Consider the following 25,321-nt stretch of genomic DNA (forward strand, 5'->3'; position numbering starts at 1 on the left):
CTTGTGGGCCGACTGGTTGCACTCGCTGCTCACCCGGGCGGAGTTCCGGGTCCACATGCGGCCGGAGACGGCCGTGGAGCCGTCCGGCTCCGGTCCGGACCCGAGACCGTCGACCACTTCGTCGCGGTCGTCTCACCCGCCTACGTACGCGCGCCGCACATCCGCGAGCTGTGGAGAAGCCTGTCGAGCGGGCACAACCCCGGTCCGCATCCCATCATCGTGCCGGTGCGGGTCGCGGACATCCCGCACCTGGCGTCTCCCTTCAGCGACCCGCCCTCTGTCGACCTCGTGCGCGCCGACGAGGACCAGGCGACCATGGCGCTCATGCGGATCCTCGGCCAGTCGCGGCGGGACGTCCAGAGCCTCACCGCGACCTCGGCCGCAGGGCCGCGCTTCCCGAGGACCAAGCCGGTGACGACCAACCTGCCGGCCCGCAATCCCCTGTTCACGGGACGGGGGTCGCTGCTGGAGAAGCTGCGTGACCAGCTGATCGGAGGGAGCACCACCGCGGTTCTGCCTCAGGCGCTCCACGGGCTGGGAGGCATCGGCAAGAGCCAGGTCGCGCTTGAGTACGCTCACCGTTTCCTGGCCGACTACGACGTGGTGTGGTACGTCCCGTCCGCCCAGCCGGCTCTGGCCATTCCCGCCCTGGTCGAGCTGGCCAAGGAGCTCCACATTCCGGTGGGAGAGAACCTCGACGACGTGCTGCAGGCGCTACGCCGCCAGCTGCGGCGGAGCGAGACCCAGCTGCGCTGGCTCCTGATCTTCGACAACGCCCACGAGCCGGCGGACATCGAGAACCTCATCCCCGGCGGCTCGGGGCACGTCATCGTCACGTCCAGGAGCCAGGTGTGGTCACAGGTCGCCACGCCCCTGGAGGTGGACATCTTCACCCGCGAGGAAAGCGTGCAGCATCTCATCCAGCGGGTGCGCAAGCTGAGTCGTGAGGACGCGGACACGGTGGCCGAGTCCCTGGGCGATCTTCCGCTCGCGATCGAGCAGGCGGCCGCCTGGCTGCAGGAGACGGGGATGTCCCCTGCCGAGTACGTCGCGCAGCTCAAGACCAAGATGTCGCAGGTGCTGTCGCTCAACAAGCCGGCCAACTACCCCACGCCCGTCGCGGCGGCCTGGGAGGTGTCCTTCGAGGAGCTGCGGCAACGCTCCCGGGCGGGGACCAGGCTCCTGCAGCTGTGCGCGTTCTTCGCGCCGGAGGCCATCTCCATCGACATGCTGTACAGCGACGAGACGGTGCGCGCGCTGGTGCCCTACGACCCGGCGCTTCGCGAGAAGCTCGTCATGGGCCGGGTCATCCAGGAGGTCAGCCGGTTCGGGCTGGCCCGGCTCGACCAGGCCACCAAGTCCGTGGTGGTCCACCGGCTCGTCCAGGGCATGGTCCGCCACCGGATGACCGACCTGGAGAAGATCGAGGCGTCCCGGGAGATCCACAACATCCTCGTGGGCGCGCGCCCCCGGCCCGCGGAGGTCGACGACCCCGAGAAGTGGCACCAGTACGACGCGATCTGGCCCCACCTCGACCCTTCGGGGGCGATCGAGTGGGGAGAGGAGGCGACCCGCAACCTGCTGATCGAGCGCGTCCGCTACCTCTGGCTCCGTGGCCAGTTCGAAGCGGCCATCGAGCTGGGCATGAAGCTCGAATCGGTGTGGACCGAGCGGTTCCCGGCTCTGCGGGACCGATTGAACGGCAGGGCCACCTCGTCCGACGACCTCGAGTTGGAGACGGTGGAGCGGCAGATTCTCCACCTGCGCTTCCAGATGGCGAACGTCCTGCGGTCCCAGGGAAGCTACCTTGAGGCGCGGCGAATCGACACCGAGGTCCTGGCGCGGCAGCGGGCCGTGCTCGGGGAGAACCACCCCCACACGCTGATGACCGCGGGCGGGCTTGGCGCCGACCTTCGCGCCCTCGGGGAGTATCCCGCCGCGCTGGAGATGGCGAGGGACACCTTCGACCGCCTGAAGGAGTGGTTCGGGGAGGACCACCCGCGCACCCTGTCGGCGGCCAACAACATGGCCGTGTCGTTGCGGCTGGTGGGCCGGTTCGCCGACGCGAGCGACATGGACGACGACACCTACGAGCGCCGTGTCACCGTCCTAGGGCAGAAGCATCCGAACACGCTGTTCTCCGGAGCGAACCTCGGCGGTGACCTGCGCGACGCCGGCCAGTTCGCCAAGTCGGTAGAAATGCTGAAAGAGATGTACGAGCAGCACCGTACGGTTCTCGGCGAGGACTATCCGTACACGCTCCGCGCCGCCAAGAGCCTCGGCGTCTCGCTGCGGAAGGCCGGGATGTACCAGGAAGCCTTCCAGGTCACGCAGCAGACCAGCAAGCTGTTCGAGAAGGTGTACGGGCCGGACAGCCCGGACACCCTGGTGTGCCTTGTCAATCTGGCGTCCGACGTGGCCGCGCTCGGCGACAAGGCCAGGGCCCGGGAGATCGTCAAGAACGTGTGGCAGGAGTTCCGGCAACTGCTCGGAGTCGACCACCCTTACACGCTGGTCGCCGCGAACAACCTGTCGATCTACGTCCGGGAGGCCGACTCACCGGCGGAGGCCGCGGAACTGGCCTCGGCCACGTTCCGTCGCATGAGCGTCAAGCTGGGCGAGACCCATCCCTACACCCTGTGCTGCGCGATCAACCAGGCGAACTGCATGGCGGACCTTGAGGACTGGCAGGGAGCGCTCGACCTGGAGCGCTCGACGCTCGACAAGCTGCGCGAGACCCTGGGTGAATCGCATCCGGACACCCTCGCCTGCTCGGCGAACCTCGCGGCGACGTTGTTCTCGATCGGGCTGGGGAAGGAAGCTCAGCAGGTACGCGCGGACACGCTGAAAGCCTTCCGTGAGGTTCTCGGCGAAAGCCATCCGCTCCTGGGCTTCCTTGAGAGCGGCCGGAGGATGACCCTGGACCTGGAGGCTCTGCCCGTCTGATTCAGCGGCCGTCAGATTCAGTCGCCCTATGATTCAGCGGCCGTCAGATTCAGAGGAAAGAGGCCCTGTCCGCGGTCAACCAGGCGAGAATGCTCGGCAACGCATAGAGAGCCGAGAAATGTCCCACGGCGGGTTGGATGAGGGCCTCTGCCTTGGGTATCCGCTTGGCCAGCCACTCCGTATGCCGCACGGGAGAGAAGACGTCTTCTTCCCCGTGCCAGAGCCGGACGGGGATCGAGATGTCCGCAGGGTCGAATCCCCACGCCGACCGGAATGCGACTCCGTCGTCGATCCACCCACCTGCCGAGATCTTCAGTGCCTCCACGTAGCCCTCGGACAGCGATTTGCGGACCACCGAGTTCGCGACGATGCGCCGATCGGACTGCGGCAGCTCATGGAAGAAGCCGCGGATCAGGCGGGTGGGTAGCTGCTCAAGCTCCTCGGTGACCGGTTCGAGATAGTCGGCCAGGTGTGACGCCCCCAACTCGGCGGCTTTGTACTCCTGGATATTGGACTCCGCCATATCGCCGAACCAGTCGAGGTCTTCAGCGTCCGGCGGGGCCAGCGTCACCAGGGCGGCGGCCCTCGTGACCCGATCTGGCAGCAGCGCGGCACACGCCAGCGCGTGCGGCCCCCCGCCCGACCTGCCCACGACGGCGAAACGCTTGAGCCCCAGTTCGTCGGCGACCGCCTTGACCTGGAACGCGCCATCACTCACGCGGCGGTCCTCGGCGCGGCTGGAGTCGCCGTACCCCGGCCTGTCGAAGCAGATCAAGCGGATCCGCTGGCGGAACAGTGACGCCGTCTTGGGCAATGGGCCGATGCGGCATCCGGGAGTGCCGTGGAGAAAGAAGACGGGTGTGCCTGACGGATCGCCCAGCTGCGTCACCGCCAGCTTGCCACCACGCGAGTCGTCGATGAGAGTCGTTGGCACACCGTGCCGCGTCGGCACACTGCCCATCGTGGGCATCTTGTGCGTGGTCGGCACGTCTCTCCCTAACTGAAAGCGTTGTCACGCCGAGAGAACCGCACACGGTCGGTGAGAACTCACCGAGGCGCTTCCCGGCATGTAACCGCACAACGCACGTGGTCTGATGCAGGCGTGGCACGACAATAGAACGTGCCACATGGGCCTGTTCGGCACCGTGAGGACGTTCTGGTGACGACCCCGCTGAACTACAAAGCAAAGGTCCCCTCGACCTTACGCGGCCTGGGTAACGGTTACGATACCGCCCGCGCGGTCAAGGGGACCCCTATTCAAGTTCCCACTTCTCCTCATGGTCGCTTTGGGGGACAGTGCGTGAGGATTTTCCGTTCAGGCGTTCCCATAGCGGAGTGGATCCGATTCCGTCTCCGCCACCTCTCCACTGTTTCACGTGACCGCTGAAGTGTCCGTATCTGGAGTGCCAGGCTCTGGTGACCCGGGCATTCCCGTTCGGTATCGCGGGCGCGGGCGATCAGGCGGCGTCGTCATCGTCACCGGAGGGCAGGCGGGCGGTCTACGCTCGCGGGTATGAGCGTGGAGATCGAAGGTCGCTGGTCGCACGAAGACCACTGCTCGGCGTTTGAGGCCGAGCTCGGCCGGTTCGCCGGTGTCGTGGAGAACGCCGACCCGGCGGCGAAGGTGCCCACCTGTCCGGGCTGGACCATCGCCAAACTCCTCAAGCATGTCGGGATCACGCACCGATGGGCCGAGCACCTCGTGCGTCATCCTGTCCACGAGCCGTTGCCGACCCGGGACGTGCCGGTCACCCTGCCGGACGACGACACGGGCTATCCGGGCTGGCTGGCGGCGGGGGGCGCGTCCCTGGTGCGCACGCTGCGGGAGGCCGATGGCGACACCCCGGTCTGGGCGTGGGGAATCGACCAGCACGTCCGCTTCTGGTCCAGGCGGATGCTGCACGAGGGCACCGTCCACAGGGCCGACGTCGAGATCGCCCTCGGGCGCGAGCCTGCGATCGATTCCAGGGTCGCCACGGACGGCGTGGACGAGCTCCTCGGTAACCTGTCTGTGGCCACGTGGGTGGCCGCCAGCCTGAAGGAACTGGGGGGAGACGGCGAGGTCCTGCACTTCCACGCCACGGACACCGCTGACGGGGAGTGGATGGTCACGCTGGGACCCGAGGGCTTCTCCGCCCGGCACGGTCACGGCAAGGGCGACGTCGCCGTGCGCGGAACCGCGAGTGACCTGCTGCTTCTCCTCTACGGCCGCCTCGCGCCCGAAGGCGGCCGCTTCGAGGTGTTCGGCGACCGGGAGCTGCTCGGCCGCTGGCTGGAGAAGACGGCCCTCTGATCGTGCAGCTCGTGATCTACGCGCCGGGGCGGGCCGTGGGCGGCTGTGCGCGGGACGGTTGACCATGGCTCCCGGACCCTTCCCCGCGGCGGCCGGGGAGCCGCCCGAGTCCTTCCTCGCCGTGGCCGGGGAACTGCTCGCCGTGCCCTCGACCGCCGACCGTCCCGACGAGCTGCGCCGCGCGCTCGACCTCGTGATCGACTTCGTCGGACCGGGTTTCACGGTGGAGCGGTTCGAGTCCAATGGCAAGCCCAGCGCGCTGCTGTACCCGGGCACGGCACGACAGCGCTTCAGGGTCATCCTCAACGCCCACCTCGACGTCGTGCCCGCTCCGCCGCACCAGTTCCTGCCCCGCCGCGAGGGCACCCGCCTTTACGCCAGGGGCGCCCAGGACATGAAGGTGTCGGCGCTGGTGGAGGCACAGGTCTTCCGCGACCTCGCCGGCGGCCTGCCGTACCCGATCGCGTTGCAACTGGTCACCGACGAGGAGGTCGGCGGGCGCGACGGCACGCGGTACCAGCTGGAACAGGGCGTCACCGGCGACTTCGTGGTCATCGGTGAGGGCAGCGGACTGCGCATCGTCACCGACTCGAAAGGGATGCTGGCCGTGAACCTCACGGCCGTCGGCCTGAACGCCCACGGCGCCTACCCCTGGCTCGGCGACAACGCCCTGATCAAGCTGCACCGGAGCCTGGACAACCTGCTGACCCGGTATCCCGTCGCGACCGAGGAGATCTGGCGTACGACCGTCAACGTCGCCGCGATCGAGACGCCGGGCGCGGTCCGCAACCAGGTGCCGGCCCTGGCGGAGGCGTGCCTGGACATCCGCTTCCCTCCGGAGGACGCCGACCTGAACGGCAGGAGCGTCCAGGAGATCACCGCGTACCTGGCGACCTTCTGCGAGCCCGGCGTCACACCCGTCGTCGACCACGTCGACGTGCCCCACCACGCCGATCGTGACCGCCCGGAGGTGCGCATGCTCCAGCGGGCCACGCTGGAGCAGGACCACCAAGCCGAGCTTCTCCGCAAGCACGGCGCCGCCGACGGCCGCTTCTACTACCAGCGGGGCATCGACGCGGTCATCTTCGGCGCGGGCGGCGACGGCCAGCACGGCCCGGAGGAGTACGCCGACCTCACCACGATCACGCCGTACTACCGGGCGCTGGTGCGATTCCTCCGGGGTTTAGAGGGCATCGGGTGAAGCGATGATGCGCTTCCAGCCGGGCCCGAGGGCGCCGGCGTACGCCGCGCGCTCGTGGGCGAGCTCGGCCCAGCTCTCCGGTCTCTCGGCGACCGCCAGGCAGTCGCTGCCATGCAGGCCCCACACCTCCGCCTCCACCCAGCACAGCCGTCTGTACTTGCGCGGGGACACGACCTGTGAGCCGAAGTCCCATCCAACGGCCGAGACCGGCCTTCCGGAGAACTGCCTCGCGGCCCGGTCGACGTACGCCTGCCGGGTTACCGTCTCCGGATGCAGGAACGAGAGGTCGAACCCGTTGAGACCGAGGCCGAAGGCGGCCAGGCCGTAGAGGAAGGTCGAGCGTATGCCCCTTTTCGCGCAGAAGGCGGCGATCCTCTCCGCTCCTCCCATGGTCCCGGCGTACGACAGGACGTACAGCCGTTTCAGCGTGTGGGACTCCAGGTAGCGGCCGACCGCCGCGACGACCGTCGCCCCGGAGGCGACGGTGTCTCCGATCAGCAGCGTCTGCGCGGGCGCCTCGATCTGGGCGTAGGAGACCTCGACCCGTGCGGACTCCGCGGACACGGCCACGCGCGAGGTGGCGACCAGGTTCAGCGGCAGGTTGTGACCGCACTGCTGGGCCACGGCGTCGCCGAGCTGGTAGACCAGCCCCTTGCTCAGGATCATCAGCTCGGCCGTGTCGTCAGGGTGATACTCGTCGGCCAGATGGCGGACGAATTGGCGGCTCGACTCCAGGCACGCCCGCCGGAAGTCCGTTCCGACGAGGTTCCGGTCGAAGAGCATGCGTTCCAGAGCGCTGTTGCGCACCACGTACAACCGGGACGCGTCCGTTCCCGCCTTGATGAGCTCCGCGGTGCTGTCCTCAGCATCGAGGATCACCTGGTCCTCCTTATCCGGTCATCCAGGGATTCGGTCGAGCTGTCGCAACGCCTCCAGCATGGGGATGTCGGCTCCGAGGACGTTGTCGCGATATTCGTCGATCGCCCTTCCGAGCCAGCCGGGCACGTGCGCCAGCCGGGGGAGGGCGTTGGCGTCCACGATGCGCGCCAGCTCCTCGCCGGCGGCGAGGAAGTCGTCGGCGATGGCCGCGGAGAGGGCGGCGACATGCGGATGGACGTAGTCGTGAACCGTGACCCCGCGGTATTCGAGCGTGTCGGCCCGGTATTTGGAGTTCGGCGGCGCCACGACGATGACGGGCGTGCCGAAGGTGCCGGCCGCCGCCATCTCGACGCCGATGCCGAGGCCGCGCCTCTCGCGCGCGTCCACGATGACCGCCGTCGCGACCATGACCTGGTACATGTCTCGACCAAACTGCCCAAGGGTGTTGTTCGGGTCGGTGATGGGGTCGTCGGGATTCAGGAAGACGACCTCGTGGGGTGCGGCTCCTTTGGCGACCTCCGTCCTCTCCGTGTCGGACCAGGTGAGCTTCCTGCTGTCGGAAGCCCCCTTCGCGATGGACCCGGAGCAGTACACCGAAAGCTTCATTGGTGTTCCCTCGCCGTTCGTTCCGCCCGCGACGGACCTCGCGCGGGGTGAGCGGAACGGTCAGCCGGGCATTCGGGCCAGCTGGTCGGCCACGACCGCCACGTTGGACAGTGCGTCCCCACAGGTGACGGCCGGACCGAAGTGTCGAGACCTACTGGCGCCGATGATCGCGAGCCTGAATGCGTTCGCCGAGCCGCTCCCATACAGCAACGACGTAATCATGCCGAACTCGGCGCTGGATCTCAGAAGAACGAGCTCCTTCCAGCTTGCCCCACGGTGAACGAAGTGATCGACGCGCAGCCAGTGCAGCGCGAGGTCGAGGCGGCGGGACGACAGGACCCGCCCCTTCATGTCCTCCATCGAGTCGTCCAGCTCACACGAGAGCCGCCCGATCGGCAGGTCGGTGAGGATCGCGGTGTCCAGGTCGCGTACGTAGGAGCGCAGGTAGGCGGCCGACAGGAACAGGCCGAGGAGGCTGTCGGCGTCGTCCGGCACCGGTCCGGGCAGCGTCCGCTCGACGAAGCGCTTGACGAACGCCTGCCCTTCCAGCCGCTCGGGTGACTTGGCCATGATGCGTGCCACGCGCCCGTACGGGCGGTGCCACGCGCGCGCGACCGCGTGGACGACACCCGACAGACCGCCCTCCGGGGCCAGCGCCGCGCTCCACTGGTCGGCGATGCCCGCGGACGTCGGTTTCCCGAAGTGCGGGTACCACGCCAGATCGGGCTCGATGTGGACCCGGTGCGACGTCGAATAGGGATTCCTCTCGTCCCGGCGATACTCCCGGACTTTTGTGTCCTGGTACGCCGTCAGTTCCGGGGTGCGGGATGTATGGCGTATCAGGCCCTCGTGGATCAGCGGTTCTATACCGGCGAGGAAAACGTCGAACCACGGCAGCTCGAACATGTACGACGAGGGGAAAATGAGATAGGCGTCCGTCAGGAGCACCGCCAGCCGGGTGGCCCTCAGCGCCTGTGTCAGAATTTGGCCGACGTCGCCTCTGGTCACGTCCTTTCCGTAACAGGCGAGGATCTCGGGGTTGACGTACTGGATGAACAGCGACCGCTCCCGCCGGTAGGAGCCCTCGTCGGCCGTGGCCGGCCTGTCCATCAGGATGTTCACCGACAGGTCGCGCGCCGCGGTGAAGGCGTCGCGCCGTGCCAGGACGCGCTGGACCACCTGTCCGGGGGGCTCCCGCTCAACCTTCATCGTCGTCGTCCACCTCCGGGAAGACGACGTGCTGGTCGCGGCCGGCGGTGTAGGAGTCGCGGCCCGCGGTGATGTGCTGCACCACGTTGAAGGAGTCCCGTGCGGTGAGTTGCCGCACGTCACGGACGAACTCATGCAGTTCGGGGGCGGCTTCTCCGTGCTGGGAGAGGAAGGCGGCCAGGAGCGTCGCCCAGCGCCGGCGCTCCTCGTCGACGGCCGGCTCCAGCGGGCCGGAGGACGATCGCAGGCGCTGCGCCGTCTCGTCGAGCTCGCGTGCCAGCTCCGCCTGGTCGACTTCACCGTGGCGGCTGAAGATCATTGAGAAGCGCGCCTTGACCGCTTCCCAGGTGTCCTTGGTCATGGCCTGGACCAGTGCTGTGCCCGCGGCGGCGGCGAGGCTGACCAGGGCGGGGTCCATCGCGGATACTCCTTCGTTGCGATGCGTTCCCCACCGGACGGCTTGATTGTCAGGCTAGTATGCCGCGCTCCGTGACGCTTTTCCAGGCCTTTGTAAACCGCGTTTGTCAGCGCCACGGCAACGACGCCCGCACCAACGACCTCCCAGCATGAGGCATCGCAGAAGATCTTCCAGGAGCGCAAGGAACTGATCCCTCGCGTCTTCCAGAAGGTGCTGCACGTCACCCGGTACCCGGCAGTCAGTGGTCCGGGTGGGTGGTGCGGGTGAGGAGGAGGGCCACGTCGTCGTACTGCTTGGGGAGGGCGGCGATGATGGCGTCACAGGTGGACTCCAGCGTGTCGCGGGGGGAGCTTAGCGCCTCCTTCAGGGCCGCGATGCCGCTGTCGATGTCCTGCTCGCGGCTCTCCACGAGCCCGTCGGTGTAGAGAGCGAGCGTGCTCCCGACGGGGATCCGCACCTCCGTCGTGGTGAAGGCCCGGGAGAACGTGGGGTCGCCGAGGCCGAGGGCCAGCCCCGACGGCAGGGCGAGCACGGAGGCGGTGCCGTCGGGATGGACCAGGATCGGCGGCGGATGGCCGGCGCGCGAGAGGGCGCAGGTGCGGGTGGCGAGGTCGACGGTGGCGTAGAGGCAGGTGGCGCACTGGATGGAGTCCATGTCCTCGGCCATGCGGTCGAGTCGGCGCAGCACCTGGTCGGGCGGCAGGTCGAAGCCGGCGAACGCCCGTACGGCCGCGCGGAGCTGGCCCATCGCGCCGGCGGCCACCGCGCCGTGTCCCATGGCGTCCCCGATCACCAGGGCGATGCGGGTCTCGGACAGCGAGATCACGTCGTACCAGTCGCCGCCCACCGTCATGGCGCTCGCGGGCAGGTAGCGGTGGGCGACCTCCAGGCCGGGCGGGACGGTGAGCGTGCGGGGCGCCAGGTCCTGCTGGATCGCCTGCCCGGTGCGGCGCTCGCGGCAGTAGAGCCGGGCGTTGTCGATGCAGATGGCCGCCCGGGTGGCGAGGTCCTCGGCCAGGGTCCTGTCGTGGTCGTCGAAGCGGGGACGGTCGGCGGTGCGGCTGAAGGCGATGAAGCCCAGCACGATGCCCCGGGCCGTCAGCGGCGCCGCGAGGAACGAGGTCTTCTCAAGAACGCTGATCGCCGGCCCGCCCAGCATGCCCGTGATCCGGTCGAGCTCCTTGATCTCCAGATCGGCCATGGTGTAGACGATGGCGGTGTCGCCGATCATGCACCGGTTGGCCGGGTGCCGCGCGCCGTAGTGGACGATCTCGTTGGCCGGGAAGACGGCACGCCAGTCGCACTCGCCGGAGAGGGCCTCGCCGCCGCGGCCGGGGCCGAGGCGGATGGCCAGCCGCCGGACCCTGACCGACCCGTCGGCCGCGAGGTCGGGGTAGAGCTCGTCCCTCAGCAGGCCCTCGACGATGTAGAGGCTGGCCGCGTCGGCGAACCTGGGCACGGCGATGTCCATGAAGTCCTCGGCGGCCTGCCGAGGTTCGAGCGAGGCGCCGACGTGGGCGCTCAGCTCGTTCAGCAGGGCGAGGCGGTCACCGGCCGCGTCGCCGGCGTCGGAGCGCGGGGAGGTGTCCATGGCGGTGACCATCACCGCGCCCCACGCGCCGGGACGGGCCAGCGGCTCCCAGCTGAACGCCACGTCGTGGACCCGGCCGTCGGCGCACGCGACGGAGAGGATCTCGCTCCACCGCGCGCCGGCGCCCACCTGGGCGAGGACCCGCCTGACGGTGTCACGACGGGTGGCACCGAGCAGCAGATCGCAGATGTCATGGCCCAAGGCCCTCGCGGGAGCGTGGCCGAACAGCCGGGTGGCGCCGCCGCCCCACTCGGTGACGCACCCCCGCCCGTCGAGAACCAGAGCGGCGAACCCCGCCAGCTGCGCCATGCCGGGGCGTGAACCCCACGGGTCGTCGACCGGCGACCCCGATCTCGCCGCACCCGCCACCAGACCCCCCTGGGAAAAAGATGGACATCACGTCCGGGCCGCTTGAAGGCGGGGGCTCCTTCCCCAGCCAGGTCTGCGCCCATCTGCGGCTACCGTCAGTAAAGTAGCATCTACTCTTAGCTGTCCTTCGCGAAAACTCCTCAAAGCCGGCCGCCGGGCGCCCCGGCGACGGTCTCCGCGCCGGAGAAAGGCCTCCGCGCGTCCCGAACCGGGCGGTGGTCCTGATCGCACGTCCGATCGGCATGGTGAGAACGCGAGCCGCCGTTGCCCTCCGCGTGACGCTTGCCCGCCTTTGGCCTGGTCATTGCCCGGCCGACCGGTCGATCAGCGGGCGTCGCCGCCGTCTCTGAAGCGGAAATCCTCCTTCGTCGGCGGTCCCGCCAACCGGATATTTCGGATATAACCTACCTGTGATACATGTTTCTCGCCTGCGCAAGGTCTACAGCACCGGAGTCGTCGCGATCGACGAGGTCGATCTCGACGTACGGGATGGTGAGGTCTTCGGTGTGCTCGGGCAGAGCGGCGCCGGCAAGAGCACGCTCCTGCGCTGCGTCAACCTGCTGGAACGTCCGACGAACGGCACCGTGACGGTCGCGGGCCAGGAGCTCACCTCGCTCGATCTCGCAGGGCTCCGCCGCGCCAGGCAGCGGATCGGCATGATCCACCAGCACTTCGCCCTGCTGTCCTCACGCACGGTCGCGGGCAACGTCGCGTTCCCGCTGGAGGTCGCCGGAGTGCCGCGCAGGGAGCGTGGCACGCGGGTGGCCGAGCTCCTGGAGCTGGTGGGGCTCCAGGGCAAGGCCTCGGCCTACCCCGCCCAGCTCTCCGGCGGCCAGAAGCAGCGCGTCGGCATAGCCCGCGCCCTCGCCGCGCGTCCCAAGGTGCTCCTGTCGGACGAGGCGACCAGCGCGCTGGACCCGGGGACCACGCAGTCGATCCTCGCCCTGCTCAAGCGCCTCAACGCGGAGCTCGGCCTGACGATCCTGCTCATCACCCACGAGATGCAGGTCATCAAGAGCGTCTGCGACTCGGTGGCGATCATGCGCGACGGCCGAGTCGAGGAGTCCGGCACGGTAGCGGAGCTGATCGCGCGGCCGGGGTCGCTCCTCACCCGCGAGATCTTCCCGCTGCCCGAGCCGGCCCCGCCCGGCAGCGTCACGGTGACCTTCGCCGGGCAGGCGGGCGAGCCGGTCGTGTCGAGCCTGGTACGGAGGTTCGACGTGGACGTCGACATCCTCGGCGGCTCGCTGGAAGAACTCGGAGGCGTGCCGGTCGGGCGCCTGCGGGTCAGGCTCGAAGGAAGGAACAGCGCCGACGCCCTGGCCTACCTGCGCGAACGCGGCCTGGTCATGGAGGAGGCCCGATGATCGGCGACGATCTGGCACAGGCGCTCGCGCAGGCCACCGGCGAGACGGCGCAGATGGTGTTCTGGTCGGCGCTGCTCACGCTGGTGCTCGGCCTGCCGCTCGGCGTGCTGCTGGTCGCCACCGACCGAGGCGGCCTCGTCCCCGCCCCCGCCGTCAAGGCCGTGCTCGGGGCGGTCGTCAACGTGGGGCGCTCGCTGCCGTTCATCGTGCTGATGGTCGCGATCCTCCCGTTCACGCGCCTGGTCACGGGCACCACGATCGGGACGGTCGCCGCGATCGTCCCTCTGACGCTCGGAGCCGTCCCCTTCTACGCCCGGCTGGTGGAGACCGCGCTGCGCGGGGTGGAGCGCGAGGTCGTCGAGGCGGCCCAGGCGATGGGCGCGAGCCGTACGAGGGTGGTGGCCAGGGTCCTGCTCCCCGAGGCCCTGCCCGGGCTCGTCGCCGGGCTGACCGTGACGATCGTGGCGCTGATCGGCTACTCGGCGATGGCCGGGGCGATCGGTGGCGGTGGCCTCGGCGACCTCGCGATCAGGTACGGCTACCAGCGCTTCGACACCACGGTGATGATCGTCACGGTCGTGCTGCTCATCGTGGTCGTGCAACTCGTGCAGAGCCTCGGCGACCTCGCCGCTCGCAGGCTCTCCCACAGGTAGCCGCTGACCCCCTATGAGATTTCCCAGTAACAGCAATAGGCGAATAGAAGGAGATATAACGCGCGTAAGTTGATCAGCGCCGTGGCCGTGGCCACGCTGGCACTGGTGCTCGCCGGCTGCGGAGGCTCGGGTTCGGAGCCGGCCGCCGCCAAGGACGACGTGCTGAAGGTCGGTGTCAGCCCGGTGCCGCACGGGGAGATCCTGAAGTTCGTCAAGGACAAGCTGGCGCCCGCCGCCGGGCTCGAACTGGACATCGTCGAGTTCACCGACTACGTGCAGCCCAACGTCCAGCTTCAGGAAGGCCAGCTCGGCGCGAACTACTTCCAGCACCGCCCCTACCTGGCGGACTTCCTCAAGTCCAAGGGAGGCAAGGAGATGACCTTCGTCCAGGCGGTCCACCTTGAGCCCCTTGGCCTGTATTCGAAGAAGGTCAAGAGCGTCGGCGAGCTGGCCGACGGCGCGACCGTGGCCGTGCCGAACGACGCCACCAACCTCGGACGCGGCCTGAAGCTGCTGGAGGACAACGGCGTGATCAAGCTCAAGCCGGGCGTCGGCACCGCCGCCACCGAGCGCGACGTGGCGGAGAACCCCAAGAACCTCCAGTTCAAGCCGCTGGAGGCCGCCCAGCTCCCGCGCTCGCTGGAAGACGTGGACGCCGCGGTCATCAACGGCAACTACGCGCTGGAGGCCGAGCTCAAGCCCGCCTCCGACGCCCTGGTGCTGGAGAAGGCCGCGGACAACCCCTACGCCAACGGCCTGGTGGTGCTCAAGGGCCAGGAGGGCGACCCCCGGGTCAAGAAGCTGGCCGAACTGCTGGCCGGGCCCGAGGTGAAGAAGTTCATCGAGGACACCTACCAGGGCTCCGTGATCTCCGCGACGTCCTAGCCGGTCTCGCCTTCGGAGGTCTGCCGGCGGAGGCCGTCGAAGGCGATCTTGCAGACGGTGTCCGCGAGGGCGTCTGCCCCCATGCCGCCGCGCGGCCGGTACCACTCGGTCAGCGAGTTGACCAGCCCGAACACCAGGCGGCTCGCGACGGCGGGATCCACGTCGGGCCGTACGTCCCCCTCGGCCTCGGCCCGCTGGACCAGCTCGGCCACCAGGTGGTCGAACCGGCGCCGGCGGGCCAGGGCCTGGCGCTCCACCTTGGTGTTGCCGCGCACCCGCAGCAGGAGCGTGACGAAGGGGAGCCGCTCGACCAGCACGTGCACGCTGCGCCGTACGAGATGCTCCAGCTTGTCGATCGCGCGGCCGTCCATCGCGGCGACCTCGTCCGCCGCCTCGAACAGGCCGTCGAGGGCACGGTCGACGGCCAGGCGGAGCAGCTCGTCCTTGCTCGCGATGTGGTGGTAGATCGCCGACTTGGTGATGCCGAGCCTGCGGGAGAGGTCCTCCATGCTGGTGGCCTCGTATCCCCGCTCGTTGAACACCTTGACCGCGACGGCCAGCAGCGACTCCAGGTCGTAGCCGGGGCGGCCTCGTCGCGGAGGGGTGACACTCACCGCTGATGTCCCCATCGGTGTCACCGCCTTGCATACTGACCGAATGGACGGTTAGAAATGATTTGTCGTCAGTTAAGGGTTGTGGTTCCGCCGCTGTCAAGGGACCCCTCGAAGCTGGGGAGAACGGGTAGGAGCGGAGTGGCGCCCGATGGCGCCTGTCCGATCTTTACGGCCGACTTGATGGGGAGGTCAGCATGGCCCCGCTCAGCAGCTATGTCACCGGTTCCTGGCATGTCCCGGGTGACGAGGGAGCCCCGCTGCACGACGCGGTCACGGGGGAGGAGGTCGCCAGGATCTCCTCCGCGGGGGTCGACTTCAGGGCGGCGCTCGCGTACGGGCGCCGCGCCGGCGGGGCCGAGCTCCGCGCCCTCACCTTCCCGCAGCGGGCCGGGCTGCTGAAGGCGCTGGCCTCCCACCTGCGTGAGCACCGCGAGGAGCTGTACGAGCTGTCGCTGCGCACGGGGGCCACGCTGGGCGACTCGAAGTTCGACGTCGACGGCGGCATCGGGGTGCTGTTCTCGTACTCCAGCAAGGGCAGGCGCGAGCTGCCCGGCGACACGGTCTACCTCGACGGCGGCGTGGAGCCGCTCGGTAGGGGCGGGTCGTTCGCCGGCCGGCACCTCTACACGTCCATGCGCGGCGTCGCCGTGCAGATCAACGCGTTCAACTTCCCCGTCTGGGGTCCGCTGGAGAAGCTCGCGCCCGCGTTCCTGGCCGGGATGCCGTCGCTGGTCAAGCCGGCGGGCCAGACCGCCTACGTGACCGCGCGGCTCGTCGAGCTGATCATCGCCTCCGGCATCCTGCCGGAGGGCACCCTGCAACTGGTCTGCGGGAGCGCGGGCGACCTGTTCGAGCACCTGACCGAGCAGGATCTCGTGGCGTTCACCGGCTCGGCGTCCACGGCCCAGAAGCTCCGCACCCATCCCGTCGTCGTGGGACGCTCGGTGCGCTTCAACGCCGAGGCCGACTCGCTGAACTGCTCCATCCTCGGCCCGGACGCCGTTCCCGGCACCCCGGAGTTCGAGCTGTTCGTCAAGCAGCTCGTGACCGAGATGACGGTCAAGGCGGGGCAGAAGTGCACGGCGATCCGGCGCGCGTTCGTCCCGGCCGGCCTGCTCGGCGAGGTGGCCGAGGCCGCCGCCGCCCGGCTGGCGAAGGTCACCGTCGGCCACCCGGCCGACCCGTCCGTACGGATGGGGGCGCTGGCCGGGCTCGGGCAGCGCGAGGAGGTCCGCCGCGCGCTGAAGGCCCTGATCCCGGCGGGCTCGGTGGTGTACGGAGACCCGGACCGGGTCGAGGTCGTCGGGGCCGACGCCGAGCGGGGGGCGTTCATCTCGCCGGTGCTCCTGCGCGTGGACGACCCCGATCGGCCGGAGCCGCACGAGGTGGAGGCGTTCGGCCCGTTCAGCGCGCTCATGCCGTACACCTCGGCCGAGCAGGTGATCGGGCTGGCCGCCCGGGGCCAGGGCAGCCTGGTCGGGTCGGTCGTGACAGGGGACGCCGCCTTCGCCCGTGAGGTGGTGCTCGGAACCGCTCCCTGGCACGGCCGCCTGCTGGTGCTGGACGCGGAGGCCGCCAAGGAGTCCACCGGGCACGGCTCCCCGCTGCCCGTGCTCGTGCACGGAGGTCCGGGGCGGGCAGGGGGCGGGGAGGAGATGGGCGGCATCCGGGGCGTGCTGCACCACATGAACCGCACCGCCGTCCAGGGGAGTCCGGCGATGCTCTCGGCGATCACCGGCCAGTGGGTTCCGGGCAGCGAGCGCACGGTGACCGAGGTCCATCCCTTCCGCAAGCACCTGGAGGACCTCAGGCCCGGCGACACCGTGATCGCCGGCCCCCGGCGGGTCGGTCTGGAGGACATCGAGCACTTCGCGGAGTTCACCGGCGACACCTTCTACGCCCACATGGACGAGGAGGCGGCCAGGGCCAACCCGTTCTTCGACGGCAGGGTGGCCCACGGCTACCTGATCGTCTCGCTGGCGGCGGGGCTGTTCGTCGACCCCGACCCGGGGCCGGTGCTGGCCAACTACGGGCTGGAGAACCTCCGCTTCCTCACGCCGGTCTACCCGGGGGACGAGCTGACGGTCACGCTCACCGCCAAGCAGATCGACCCGCGTGAGGGCGCCCCGTACGGGGAGGTTCGCTGGGACGCCGACGTGACCAAGCAGGACGGGTCCTCGGTGGCGAAGTACGACGTGCTGACCCTGGTGGCCAGGCGCGAAACCTGAGTTCAGGCGGCCTGTACAGCCCTGCGGGCTTGCGTTGCGGACGGTCGCTGAGCGAGACTAATAACTGACCGAATGTTCGGTAAAGGGTGGCGGAGTATGGCTGACCTCGAAGGGCACTTCGACCGCACGATCGAGAGGGACCAGCGCGTCGAGCCGCGCGACTGGATGCCCGACGGCTACCGCGCGACGATGGTGCGGCAGATCGCCCAGCACGCCCACTCGGAGATCATCGGGATGCAGCCCGAGGGCGAGTGGATCACCAGGGCGCCCTCGCTGCGCCGCAAGGCGATCCTGCTCGCCAAGGTGCAGGACGAGGCCGGGCACGGGCTCTACCTCTACTCCGCCGCCGAGACGCTGGGCGCCGACCGCGCCGAGCTGACCACGATGCTCATCGAGGGGCGGCAGAAGTACTCGTCGATCTTCAACTACCCGACCCTGACGTACGCCGACGTGGGCGTGATCGGCTGGCTGGTCGACGGCGCCGCCATCTGCAACCAGGTGCCGCTCTGCCGCAGCTCCTACGGGCCGTACGCGCGCGCGATGATCCGCATCTGCAAGGAGGAGTCCTTCCACCAGCGGCAGGGGTACGAGCTGCTGATGACCATGATGAGGGGCACCGAGGCGCAGCGCGCGATGGTGCAGGACGCCGTGGACCGCTGGTGGTGGCCGTCGCTCATGATGTTCGGCCCGCCCGACGACGCCTCGCCGAACACCGCCCGGTCGATGGCGTGGAAGATCAAGCGGCACACCAACGACGAGCTGCGGCAGCGGTTCGTCGACATGAGCGTGCCCCAGGCCGAGGCGCTCGGCGTGACGCTTCCCGATCCCGGCCTGCGCTGGAACGCCGAGCGTGGTCACCACGACTTCGGCGAGATCGACTGGTCGGAGCTGAAGCGGGTGATCAGCGGTGACGGTCCCTGCAACGCCCGGCGGATCGCCGTACGCCGGGCCGCGCACGACAACGGCGACTGGGTCCGTGAGGCGGCGTCCGCCCACGCGCGCAAGGCCGCGCACCGTGACGCGGGCACCGTCGCGGCGGGCGCGGGGGCGGGAGGGGCCGCATGAGCGCCTGGCCGCTGTACGAGGTGTTCGTCCGGAGCAAGCGGGGGCTCAACCACGTTCACGTGGGCTCGCTCCACGCCGCCGACGACGAGACGGCGCTGCGTCACGCCCGCGACCTCTACACGCGCCGCAACGAGGGCGTGAGCATCTGGGTGGTGCGCTCCGACCAGATCGCCGCCACCAGCCCCGACGAGAAGGACGCGTTCTTCGCGCCCAGCGGCGACAAGGTCTACCGGCACCCGACCTTCTACTCCATCCCCGACGACGTCCCGCACATGTGAGGCCGCGATGCCTTCCACGGACGACCTTCACGAGCCGGACTCGGGGAATCCTCACGAGCCGGACTCGGGCAACGCTTACGAGGCGCTCAACGAGGCCGACGACCCCCGCTGGGCCTACGGCACCGGGTTCGCCGACCCACTGGACGGGGTCGGCACGCGGCTGCCCGACGGCGTGGACGGCGCCGACCTGGCGGCGTACTGCCTGATGCTCGGCGACGACGCGCTGATCATGTCCCACCGCCTGCAGGAGTGGTGCACGCGCGCGCCGGAGCTGGAGGAGGAGGTCGCGCTGGCCAACATCGCGCTCGACCTGCTCGGGCAGGCGCGGCTGCTGCTCTCGCGCGCGGGGGCGGCGGAGGGGACGGGCCGCGACGAGGACGCCCTCGCGTTCCTCCGCGAGGAGGGCGAGTTCCGCAACGTACGGCTGGCCGAGGCCGAGAACGGCGACTTCGGCCAGGCCGTGGCCCGCCTGCTGATCTTCTCGACCTGGCGGCTGGCGCTGCTCGACAGGCTGACAGGGTCACGTGACCCGGTGCTGGCCGCGGTGGCGGTCAAGGGCCTGAAGGAGGTCGCCTACCACCGCGACTACGCCGCCGGATGGGTCGTACGGCTCGGCGACGGGACGCCGTACTCGCGCGAGCGCGTGGTCGCGGGGCTGGAGTCGGTGTGGCCGCTCGTGGCGGAGCTGTTCACCCCGCACGAGGTGGAGCTGCGGCTGGCGGCGGCGGGCGCCGGGGTCGACCCGGCCGATCTCCGGGAGGAGTTCGACGCCGTCCTCGACCAGGTCCTGTCCGCCGCCACCCTCGCCCGCCCACCGGACCCCGCTGAGCCAACTGACCTCGCTGGGTCGCCGGATCTCGCTGGGCCGCCGGACCCCGCTCGGTCCCGAGACGCCGTGGCACCGGCGGCCGGGGGGAGGTCCGGCGTTCACACCGGCGCGCTGACCGGGTTGCTGGCCGAGATGCAGAGCGTCGCCCGCGCGCACCCGGAGGCGACATGGTGAGCGCGCGCGAGGTCGCGGAGCGGGTGGCGGATCCCGAGCTGCCCATGCTGACCCTCGCCGACCTGGGCATCCTGCGTGACGTCTCGGAGGTCGCGGGGGGAGGCGTGATCGTCACGATCACCCCCACCTACAGCGGGTGCCCGGCGATGGCGGCCATCCGCGCCGACCTGTCCACGGCCCTTCGCTCGGCCGGATACGCCGACGTGCGGGTCCGTACCGTCCTGTCGCCGGCGTGGACGACCGACTGGATCAGCGAGAAGGGCCGGCGGAAGCTGGCCGAGGCGGGCATCGCCCCGCCGGGCGCGGCTCCCGTACGGGCGCGCGGGCCGGTGCCTGTGACGCTCGGCCCGAGCCGCAGGCGGCTGAGCTGCCCGCGCTGCGGGTCGGACGACACCGAGGAGACGTCCCGGTTCGGCCCCACCGCGTGCAGGGCCCTGTGGCGCTGCCGCGCCTGCCGCGAACCGTTCGAGCACGTCAAGGAGCTGTGACACGCCATGGGCGAAGGCGGGAGGTCGTGGTCATGACCGTGGCCGGGGTACGGGCGCGGCGGCGTGCCCGGTTCGCCACGCTGCGCGTGGCGCGGGTGGACCGGCTGTGCGAGGACGCCACCGCGATCACCTTCGAGGTGCCGGACGAGCTGGCGGAGGAGTTCGCCTTCCTGCCCGGCCAGTCGCTCACGCTCCGGGCGATCGTGGACGGCCGCGACGAGCGGCGGTCCTATTCCATCTGCGCTCCGGCGGGCGGACCCCTGCGCATCGGGGTCCGCGAGATCCCAGGAGGCATGTTCTCGACGTGGCTGGTCCACCAGCTGAGGCCCGGGGACCGCGTCGCGGTGCTGCCGCCCAGCGGGACCTTCACCGCCGACCTCGGCACGCCCGCCCACCACGTGTTCGTCGCGGCCGGATCGGGCATCACCCCCGTCCTGTCGATCGCCTCCTCGGTGCTCGCGGCGACCCCGGGAAGCGGCGTGACGCTGTTCTACGGCAACCGCGGCGCCCGCACCATCATGTTCGCCGAGGAACTGGCCGACCTGAAGGACACCGCGCCCGCCCGCGTCGAGCTGGTCCACGTGCTCTCCAGGGAACCGCGGGAACCCGAGCTGTTCACCGGCCGGCTCGACGCGGCCAAGCTGCGCGTGCTGCTCCCCGCCCTGACGTCCGTGCCCGATGTCGGCCACTGGTGGCTGTGCGGGCCGCACGGGATGGTGCTGGACGCGCGCAAGGTGCTCGCCGAGCTGGGGGTGCCGGAGGAGCGCGTCCACCACGAGCTGTTCTACGTGGACGAGCCGCCGCCCGAGCCCGTTCGCCGTGAGGAGGGGCCCGGGGAGGGCGCCACCGCCGAGGTGACGGTGATCCTCGACGGCCGGGCCACCTCCACCGTGCTCTCGCGCGCGGTCACCGTCCTTGAGGGCGCGCAGCGCGTACGGCCCGACCTGCCCTTCGCCTGCAAGGGCGGGGTCTGCGGCACCTGCCGCGCGCGTGTGGTCGATGGGGAGGTGCGGATGCGGCGCAACTTCGCCCTGGAACCCGCCGAGGTGAGCGCCGGATACGTGCTGACCTGCCAGTCGGTGCCGGTCTCCGGCCACGTCACCGTCGACTTCGACACGTGAGGCATGCGGCCGATCGCCCCAGGTCAGGTGAGGGCTTGGGCCGCACGGCTCACGTGTCCGGCTGTGGGCCGACCGCTCAGATCGAGATGCGCTCACCCGCCAGGAGCGCGCCGAGCCGCTCGACCGTCGGGCGGGACTCGATGTGGAGGCGCGCGACGTCGAGCCCCTCGTCGGCCAGCACCACGAGCAGGGCCTCCTGCCCCACGGCGTACACGACGATGTAGCCGCCGCGGCAGCGGATCACGACCTCGCGCAACTCGCCCATGCCCACTTCGTGGCCCGTACGCTTGCCGAGGCCCAGAGCCGCCGCGGAGAGGGCGGCGAGCACCTCCGGTCGCGCGCCCTCGGTGTCCGCACTGACGAGCAACCCGTCGACCGAGGCGACGGCGGTCTCCAACACCCCCGTCGTCCGCTCGCGAAGTGCCCGCAATTCCGCCAGCACAGCTTCATGGCTCATGGTCTGACCTTTCCTGGTTACGTCACTGCAGGTCCTACGTCCTCGCCGCCCGCCTAGTCCTCTTCGCCTGCCATGGGTTCTTGGACGTTCCGGATGCCGAGCAATCGCCGGGGCAGGGACGGCCTGCTCGCCGCCGTGGCCGGCGGCACTTCGCTGACCTTGTTCGTCCCGCGATGGCGCTGGGGGAGTGACGCGGCCTTCGAGCTGTCCCCGCTCGCGTCCTGCCGCGTGGCCCGCCGGCCGGCAGGGGGGCCCGCGGAGCCCGGCGCGTCCACTTCGAGCAGTCCCTCGCCGGCCATGCGGGCGATCTCGCTCATGATCGCGAAGACTCCGCGCCCGAGAGAGAAGGCGATGTCCCGTGGTGTGCGGCGACCGTTGGCCTTGAGCAGGACGGCGTGGCGCGACTCCTCCGCCTGGAGCAGAGGCGGCGTGGACGGTGGTACGGCCAGCGGCCGGGTACGGGTGGACACTCCGAGGTCCAGCCAGGCGGTGGCGGCGGCCAGTCTGCGGGCCGTCTCGCGGGCCAGCCGCTCCGGGGGGATGCCCGGCGTCACGGGAAGCGAGGGAAGGAGGTCGTCGGGGCGGGCGGGTTCGGTCTCGCACGCCTCGACGCCGCACAGGGCCATGGCGAACACCGCGTCGAAGACGGCCGTCAGGCAGACCGTCTCCAGCCCGGCGACGCCGATGATCCCGCGCTCGACCAGCTCGGCGGCGAGCCGTCCCGAGGGGGCGCCCGCGGCGTAGGCCGTCGTCCAGTCGGCCTCGCTCACCCGGCCCGAGCGGAGCAGCAGGGATTCCGGCCCGGGGGACGCCGCTGTGGTCGCGGCGATCACCAGGCCCTGCCGGAGACAGATGGTGCCGCCCGGACTGCCTTCGACCCGAAGCAGCCCCGAGAACCTCTCCTGCCCGCAGCGGAGCAGCGCCGGGCCGATCGGGTCCGCGCCCGCCGTCGGCGCCGGTCCGGTGGGGGTGGGTCCAGAGGAGTCGAGGTTCTGCCCGTTCACGTGATCCCGTCCGGTACGAGGCGGCTGCCCGCTGGGTCACATGCGTCGACGAAAGGATGGGGTGCCGCAGGTCCCGTCGGTCGCCGGAAGGCGGTGATTATGTCCGAAACTCCACTTTTCACCGTCAGGCCGGTCATGCCTTCGGTCATGAGGGAGGGGCTGTCGGTGTGCGCCTGTATGGATCGAACATTCAGGCCGGCCACCGGGATTCCCTTCACTATGGGGGGATCGTAAGGGTACTTTTAGGCTGCAACAATCACAAACGGGTGAGTCTAGGCACGCCTGGGTCATCAATCCGGTTGACCGGAAATGCGGAGTCACTCGCCGATCCGAAAGAAGTCCATGAACATCGAAACCGCCCTCAAAGAAGCCTTGGCCATCGACGGGGCGCTCGGCGCGGCACTCGTGGACTACGAGAGCGGCATGTGCCTCGGCACGATCGGAGGAGGTCGTGACCTCGACATGGAGGTCGCGGCGGCGGGGAACACCGAGGTCGTCCGGGCCAAGGTCCGCACCCTGGCCTCGCTCGGGATCGACGACTCGGTCGAGGACATTCTGATCACGCTGAACCAGCAGTACCACATCATCCGGCTGGTGAACGGCAGCGGAATCAACATGTTCATGTACGTCGCCCTCGACCGGGAGCGTGCCAACCTGGCGCTCGCGCGGCACAACCTCAAGCGCATCGAGCGCGACCTCGCCCTCTGAGCGCGACCGGGGTGCGCCGGAGGCCGGTGGCCTGAGCCCGCGCCTGTGCCCTCGGTCCATCGCGGAGCGGCGGGTCAGCGAAGCGGGGACAGGCGGAGACGCCGGCTCCGGCCCCGCGCGGTCAGCGAGACGTGGGAGAGAGGCTCCGCGTCGATCTTCCAGAACGTCTCCGGCGGAGCGCCAAGGACACCGACCACGGCCGCCCTGAGCACGGCCGGGTGGGTGACGGCCACCCGCGCGCCTCCCGCTTCGTCCTGTGACCCGAGCCACGCGGCGACGCGATCGACAAGGCCGAGCACCGACTCGCCGCCATGCGGGGCGGCGGCGGGGTCGGTGAGCCATGCCCGCACGCCCTCAGGGTCCTCCGCGCCGACCTCCGCCAGGGTACGGCCCGCCCACCGGCCGAAGTCGCAGTCTCGAAGGCCGTCGTCGGTCTCGGCCGTCAGACCCAGCCCGGCCGCGGTCTGGCGGCAGCGCAGCGACGGCCCGCAGACGACCCTTCCCGCACCCATCGCACCGCTTTCGGCGTGCTCCGTGGCCGGAATCGTCGTCGAGAACACGGGGGCCGCCTCGGCGGCCTGCCGCAGGCCCCGCGCGTCCAGTCCCTCGTCAAGGGGAAACGCGGACCGCTGGAGTGCTTCGGTAGAACCATGACATATCAGGATAATTCGGACGGTCATCCGTGCCCCTTTGGGAGATGGGAGGGGCAATTGTCTCCCCTCGACCCCATTGACGCATCCGAGGTGCGCACCGTAACGTCCAAGCGACATTGTTGACGGTGTGGGGAATCCAGCGAGACTCTGGTACGGCCGCGCCACTGTGACCGGTTCCTTCGGGCCCGGGAGTCAGACCCTCCGTCGTCACCGCCACCCACCATGGGACGCGTGATCCCGAGGAGGCAACACCCATGGCCCAAGCCGCCGTTCCCCATTCCCAGCCCGCTCCCATCAGCATTCCCGTTCGCGAACTGCTGCCCTGGGCGGTGTTCGCCGGCGTTCTGGCTCTCATCCTCGTCTACTTCGTGGGTGCGGAGCAGGGCGCCACCTCGCTGATCTCCGGGAACCTCGTGCACGAGTTCGTGCACGACGGACGTCACCTGCTCGGCTTCCCCTGCCACTGAGCCGGGGGACTGTCACAGCATGGTGAGAAACCTGCTGGTCCGCGGCATGCTCGCGGGCCTCGTCGCCGCCGCCCTCGCCCTGGTGTTCGCCTGGATCTTCGGCGAGCCCCAGGTGGGAGCGGCCATCACGCTCGAAGAACACGCCGGGCACGCGGCACACGCCACAGAGGCCGTCGCGGAGGCCGCCGCGGCGGAACCCGAGCCGGTCAGCCGCGGCGTGCAGTCGACCGTGGGCCTCGCCACGGCCCTGGGCGTCTACGGCGTCGCGGTCGGCGGCGTCTTCGCGCTCGTGTTCGCCTTCGCCTACGGGCGGCTCGGAGCCTTCGGGGCACGGGCCACCTCGGGCCTGATCGCCCTGGGCGCGTTCGTCACGGTCGAACTGGTGCCGTTCCTGAAGTACCCGGCCAACCCGCCCGCGGTGGGCGACCCCGGCACCATCAGCCGCCGGACGGTCCTGTACTTCGCGTTCGTCCTGATCTCGGTCCTCCTCGCGGTCGCGGCGGTGTACGCCGGCCGCCGGCTCGCCCCCCGTTACGGGAACTGGAACGCGACGTCGCTCGCGATCGCCGGGTTCCTCGTCGCGGTGGTCGTGGTGTGCCTGCTGATGCCCACGGTCGACGAGGTGCCTCCCGGCTTCCCCGCCGCACTGCTGTGGAAGTTCAGGCTCGCCTCACTGGGCACACAGGCCGCCGTGTGGAGCGGCATCGGGCTGACGTTCGGCGCGCTGGCGGGGCGTGCGCTGTCCCCGTACCGCGCACCGGTGTCCTCATCCGCCATCTGAGCAGGTCACCCGTGGTCACGAGCCACGGCGAAAGGAC

Annotated in this window: 25 protein-coding genes and 1 riboswitch; of the genes, 15 read left to right on the forward strand and 10 right to left on the reverse strand. The window is 70.0% G+C overall.

Annotation, left to right across the window (positions count from 1 at the left end; translation table 11 throughout):
- Window positions 1-3: 3 nt before the first annotated feature.
- Window positions 4-2,946, forward strand: a complete 2,943-nt coding sequence (gene fxsT, locus ACGFIV_RS08955; RefSeq protein ID WP_358548989.1) for an FxSxx-COOH system tetratricopeptide repeat protein — start codon at window positions 4-6, stop codon at window positions 2,944-2,946.
- A gap of 49 nt (window positions 2,947-2,995) precedes the next feature.
- Here the strand turns inward: fxsT and ACGFIV_RS08960 are convergent, their stop codons facing one another.
- Entirely contained in the window at window positions 2,996-3,934 is a 939-nt protein-coding gene (locus ACGFIV_RS08960) for an alpha/beta hydrolase (protein WP_358548992.1), read from the reverse strand.
- A 525-nt stretch (window positions 3,935-4,459) separates the two neighbouring features.
- Here ACGFIV_RS08960 and ACGFIV_RS08965 point away from each other — a divergent pair.
- Both ACGFIV_RS08965 and ACGFIV_RS08970 read left to right on the forward strand, forming a co-directional pair.
- A complete protein-coding gene (locus tag ACGFIV_RS08965; protein WP_358548994.1) occupies window positions 4,460-5,239 on the forward strand; it encodes a maleylpyruvate isomerase family mycothiol-dependent enzyme in 780 nt (259 codons plus the stop codon).
- Between the two features lie 64 nt (window positions 5,240-5,303).
- Window positions 5,304-6,440, forward strand: a complete 1,137-nt coding sequence (locus tag ACGFIV_RS08970) for a M20 family metallopeptidase (RefSeq protein WP_392833330.1) — start codon at window positions 5,304-5,306, stop codon at window positions 6,438-6,440.
- Here ACGFIV_RS08970 and ACGFIV_RS08975 read toward each other — a convergent pair.
- From ACGFIV_RS08975 to ACGFIV_RS08995, 5 genes are all read right to left on the reverse strand, one after another.
- Window positions 6,423-7,319 (reverse strand): hypothetical protein, encoded by an 897-nt coding sequence (locus ACGFIV_RS08975; RefSeq protein ID WP_392833333.1) that lies wholly within the window; start codon window positions 7,317-7,319, stop codon window positions 6,423-6,425. The genes ACGFIV_RS08970 and ACGFIV_RS08975 overlap by 18 nt on opposite strands.
- Window positions 7,320-7,337: 18 nt before the next feature.
- A complete protein-coding gene (locus ACGFIV_RS08980) occupies window positions 7,338-7,925 on the reverse strand; it encodes a hypothetical protein (protein WP_358549002.1) in 588 nt (195 codons plus the stop codon).
- 60 nt (window positions 7,926-7,985) lie between these two features.
- On the reverse strand, window positions 7,986-9,134 hold the full coding sequence (locus ACGFIV_RS08985; protein ID WP_392833336.1) for a hypothetical protein: 1,149 nt from the start codon (window positions 9,132-9,134) through the stop codon (window positions 7,986-7,988).
- Window positions 9,124-9,552 (reverse strand): hypothetical protein, encoded by a 429-nt coding sequence (locus tag ACGFIV_RS08990; RefSeq protein ID WP_358549007.1) that lies wholly within the window; start codon window positions 9,550-9,552, stop codon window positions 9,124-9,126. Before ACGFIV_RS08990 ends, ACGFIV_RS08985 begins: the two co-directional genes overlap by 11 nt.
- A 238-nt stretch (window positions 9,553-9,790) precedes the next feature.
- Window positions 9,791-11,452, reverse strand: a complete 1,662-nt coding sequence (locus tag ACGFIV_RS08995) for a SpoIIE family protein phosphatase (protein WP_358549010.1) — start codon at window positions 11,450-11,452, stop codon at window positions 9,791-9,793.
- Window positions 11,453-11,922: 470 nt separating this feature from the next.
- Between ACGFIV_RS08995 and ACGFIV_RS09000 the strand changes: the two genes are divergently transcribed.
- The 3 genes from ACGFIV_RS09000 to ACGFIV_RS09010 all read left to right on the forward strand — a co-directional run bounded on the left by ACGFIV_RS09000 (window position 11,923) and on the right by ACGFIV_RS09010 (window position 14,417).
- Window positions 11,923-12,879, forward strand: coding sequence for a methionine ABC transporter ATP-binding protein (locus ACGFIV_RS09000; protein WP_392833341.1), 957 nt, complete (start codon window positions 11,923-11,925; stop codon window positions 12,877-12,879).
- The gene (locus ACGFIV_RS09005; RefSeq protein WP_392833344.1) at window positions 12,876-13,532 is read left to right on the forward strand and encodes a methionine ABC transporter permease; all 657 of its coding nucleotides are present in this window, start codon (window positions 12,876-12,878) and stop codon (window positions 13,530-13,532) included. The genes ACGFIV_RS09000 and ACGFIV_RS09005 overlap by 4 nt, the downstream gene beginning before the upstream one ends.
- A 69-nt stretch (window positions 13,533-13,601) precedes the next feature.
- Complete coding sequence (locus ACGFIV_RS09010; protein WP_392833347.1) at window positions 13,602-14,417, forward strand: MetQ/NlpA family ABC transporter substrate-binding protein; 816 nt, start codon at window positions 13,602-13,604, stop codon at window positions 14,415-14,417.
- Here the strand turns inward: ACGFIV_RS09010 and ACGFIV_RS09015 are convergent.
- A complete protein-coding gene (locus ACGFIV_RS09015; protein WP_392833349.1) occupies window positions 14,414-15,046 on the reverse strand; it encodes a TetR family transcriptional regulator in 633 nt (210 codons plus the stop codon). The two genes, ACGFIV_RS09010 and ACGFIV_RS09015, sit on opposite strands and share 4 nt — an antisense overlap.
- 179 nt (window positions 15,047-15,225) lie before the next feature.
- On the opposite strand from ACGFIV_RS09015, the gene paaZ reads away from it, so the two are divergent.
- The 6 genes from paaZ (at window position 15,226) to paaE (ending at window position 21,214) form a co-directional block, all read left to right on the forward strand.
- The gene (paaZ, locus tag ACGFIV_RS09020; protein WP_358549019.1) at window positions 15,226-17,259 is read left to right on the forward strand and encodes a phenylacetic acid degradation bifunctional protein PaaZ; all 2,034 of its coding nucleotides are present in this window, start codon (window positions 15,226-15,228) and stop codon (window positions 17,257-17,259) included.
- 96 nt (window positions 17,260-17,355) lie between these two features.
- Window positions 17,356-18,324, forward strand: a complete 969-nt coding sequence (gene paaA / locus ACGFIV_RS09025; protein WP_392833354.1) for a 1,2-phenylacetyl-CoA epoxidase subunit PaaA — start codon at window positions 17,356-17,358, stop codon at window positions 18,322-18,324.
- Window positions 18,321-18,602, forward strand: a complete 282-nt coding sequence (paaB, locus tag ACGFIV_RS09030) for a 1,2-phenylacetyl-CoA epoxidase subunit PaaB (RefSeq protein WP_358549025.1) — start codon at window positions 18,321-18,323, stop codon at window positions 18,600-18,602. Before paaA ends, paaB begins: the two co-directional genes overlap by 4 nt.
- Window positions 18,603-18,609: 7 nt before the next feature.
- Complete coding sequence (paaC, locus tag ACGFIV_RS09035) at window positions 18,610-19,605, forward strand: 1,2-phenylacetyl-CoA epoxidase subunit PaaC (RefSeq protein WP_358549028.1); 996 nt, start codon at window positions 18,610-18,612, stop codon at window positions 19,603-19,605.
- Window positions 19,599-20,093 (forward strand): 1,2-phenylacetyl-CoA epoxidase subunit PaaD, encoded by a 495-nt coding sequence (gene paaD / locus ACGFIV_RS09040; protein ID WP_358549031.1) that lies wholly within the window; start codon window positions 19,599-19,601, stop codon window positions 20,091-20,093. The genes paaC and paaD overlap by 7 nt, the downstream gene beginning before the upstream one ends.
- Window positions 20,094-20,125: 32 nt before the next feature.
- Entirely contained in the window at window positions 20,126-21,214 is a 1,089-nt protein-coding gene (gene paaE, locus ACGFIV_RS09045; RefSeq protein ID WP_358549089.1) for a 1,2-phenylacetyl-CoA epoxidase subunit PaaE, read from the forward strand.
- Between the two features lie 76 nt (window positions 21,215-21,290).
- Here paaE and ACGFIV_RS09050 read toward each other — a convergent pair whose 3' ends face one another.
- On the reverse strand, window positions 21,291-21,671 hold the full coding sequence (locus tag ACGFIV_RS09050) for a roadblock/LC7 domain-containing protein (RefSeq protein ID WP_358549035.1): 381 nt from the start codon (window positions 21,669-21,671) through the stop codon (window positions 21,291-21,293).
- A 53-nt stretch (window positions 21,672-21,724) separates the two neighbouring features.
- Complete coding sequence (locus ACGFIV_RS09055) at window positions 21,725-22,675, reverse strand: hypothetical protein (RefSeq protein ID WP_392833360.1); 951 nt, start codon at window positions 22,673-22,675, stop codon at window positions 21,725-21,727.
- 342 nt (window positions 22,676-23,017) lie between these two features.
- Between ACGFIV_RS09055 and ACGFIV_RS09060 the strand changes: the two genes are divergently transcribed.
- On the forward strand, window positions 23,018-23,383 hold the full coding sequence (locus ACGFIV_RS09060) for a hypothetical protein (RefSeq protein ID WP_358549041.1): 366 nt from the start codon (window positions 23,018-23,020) through the stop codon (window positions 23,381-23,383).
- 74 nt (window positions 23,384-23,457) lie between these two features.
- Here the strand turns inward: ACGFIV_RS09060 and ACGFIV_RS09065 are convergent, their stop codons facing one another.
- Complete coding sequence (locus tag ACGFIV_RS09065) at window positions 23,458-24,063, reverse strand: histidine phosphatase family protein (RefSeq protein WP_358549044.1); 606 nt, start codon at window positions 24,061-24,063, stop codon at window positions 23,458-23,460.
- A 79-nt stretch (window positions 24,064-24,142) separates the two neighbouring features.
- A riboswitch (cobalamin riboswitch) is annotated at window positions 24,143-24,257 on the forward strand.
- 33 nt (window positions 24,258-24,290) lie between these two features.
- On the opposite strand from ACGFIV_RS09065, the gene ACGFIV_RS09070 reads away from it, so the two are divergent.
- Together ACGFIV_RS09070 and ACGFIV_RS09075 are read left to right on the forward strand one after the other, a co-directional pair.
- Window positions 24,291-24,503: a CbtB domain-containing protein gene (locus ACGFIV_RS09070; protein ID WP_358549047.1), complete on the forward strand. Its 213-nt coding sequence runs from the start codon at window positions 24,291-24,293 to the stop codon at window positions 24,501-24,503.
- A 19-nt stretch (window positions 24,504-24,522) separates the two neighbouring features.
- The gene (locus tag ACGFIV_RS09075) at window positions 24,523-25,284 is read left to right on the forward strand and encodes a CbtA family protein (RefSeq protein ID WP_392833364.1); all 762 of its coding nucleotides are present in this window, start codon (window positions 24,523-24,525) and stop codon (window positions 25,282-25,284) included.
- The last annotated feature ends 37 nt before the right edge of the window (window positions 25,285-25,321 follow it).

It is taken from the genome of Sphaerisporangium sp. NPDC049003 (assembly GCF_043197795.1).
Taxonomy (GTDB): Bacteria; Actinomycetota; Actinomycetes; order Streptosporangiales; family Streptosporangiaceae; genus Sphaerisporangium.

Bases quoted from the DNA above. Each gene is read 5' to 3' on its own strand.
- ACGFIV_RS08965 (WP_358548994.1), top strand. From the start codon at position 4,460: ATGAGCGTGGAGATCGAAGGTCGCTGGTCGCACGAAGACCACTGCTCG.
- ACGFIV_RS08970 (WP_392833330.1), top strand. From the start codon at position 5,304: ATGGCTCCCGGACCCTTCCCCGCGGCGGCCGGGGAGCCGCCCGAGTCC.
- ACGFIV_RS08980 (WP_358549002.1), bottom strand. From the start codon at position 7,925: ATGAAGCTTTCGGTGTACTGCTCCGGGTCCATCGCGAAGGGGGCTTCC.
- ACGFIV_RS08985 (WP_392833336.1), bottom strand. From the start codon at position 9,134: ATGAAGGTTGAGCGGGAGCCCCCCGGACAGGTGGTCCAGCGCGTCCTG.
- ACGFIV_RS08990 (WP_358549007.1), bottom strand. From the start codon at position 9,552: ATGGACCCCGCCCTGGTCAGCCTCGCCGCCGCCGCGGGCACAGCACTG.
- ACGFIV_RS08995 (WP_358549010.1), bottom strand. From the start codon at position 11,452: ATGGCGCAGCTGGCGGGGTTCGCCGCTCTGGTTCTCGACGGGCGGGGG.
- ACGFIV_RS09005 (WP_392833344.1), top strand. From the start codon at position 12,876: ATGATCGGCGACGATCTGGCACAGGCGCTCGCGCAGGCCACCGGCGAG.
- ACGFIV_RS09015 (WP_392833349.1), bottom strand. From the start codon at position 15,046: ATGGGGACATCAGCGGTGAGTGTCACCCCTCCGCGACGAGGCCGCCCC.
- paaZ (WP_358549019.1), top strand. From the start codon at position 15,226: ATGGCCCCGCTCAGCAGCTATGTCACCGGTTCCTGGCATGTCCCGGGT.
- paaA (WP_392833354.1), top strand. From the start codon at position 17,356: ATGGCTGACCTCGAAGGGCACTTCGACCGCACGATCGAGAGGGACCAG.
- paaB (WP_358549025.1), top strand. From the start codon at position 18,321: ATGAGCGCCTGGCCGCTGTACGAGGTGTTCGTCCGGAGCAAGCGGGGG.
- paaC (WP_358549028.1), top strand. From the start codon at position 18,610: ATGCCTTCCACGGACGACCTTCACGAGCCGGACTCGGGGAATCCTCAC.
- paaD (WP_358549031.1), top strand. From the start codon at position 19,599: ATGGTGAGCGCGCGCGAGGTCGCGGAGCGGGTGGCGGATCCCGAGCTG.
- paaE (WP_358549089.1), top strand. From the start codon at position 20,126: ATGACCGTGGCCGGGGTACGGGCGCGGCGGCGTGCCCGGTTCGCCACG.
- ACGFIV_RS09050 (WP_358549035.1), bottom strand. From the start codon at position 21,671: ATGAGCCATGAAGCTGTGCTGGCGGAATTGCGGGCACTTCGCGAGCGG.
- ACGFIV_RS09060 (WP_358549041.1), top strand. From the start codon at position 23,018: ATGAACATCGAAACCGCCCTCAAAGAAGCCTTGGCCATCGACGGGGCG.
- ACGFIV_RS09065 (WP_358549044.1), bottom strand. From the start codon at position 24,063: ATGACCGTCCGAATTATCCTGATATGTCATGGTTCTACCGAAGCACTC.
- ACGFIV_RS09070 (WP_358549047.1), top strand. From the start codon at position 24,291: ATGGCCCAAGCCGCCGTTCCCCATTCCCAGCCCGCTCCCATCAGCATT.
- ACGFIV_RS09075 (WP_392833364.1), top strand. From the start codon at position 24,523: ATGGTGAGAAACCTGCTGGTCCGCGGCATGCTCGCGGGCCTCGTCGCC.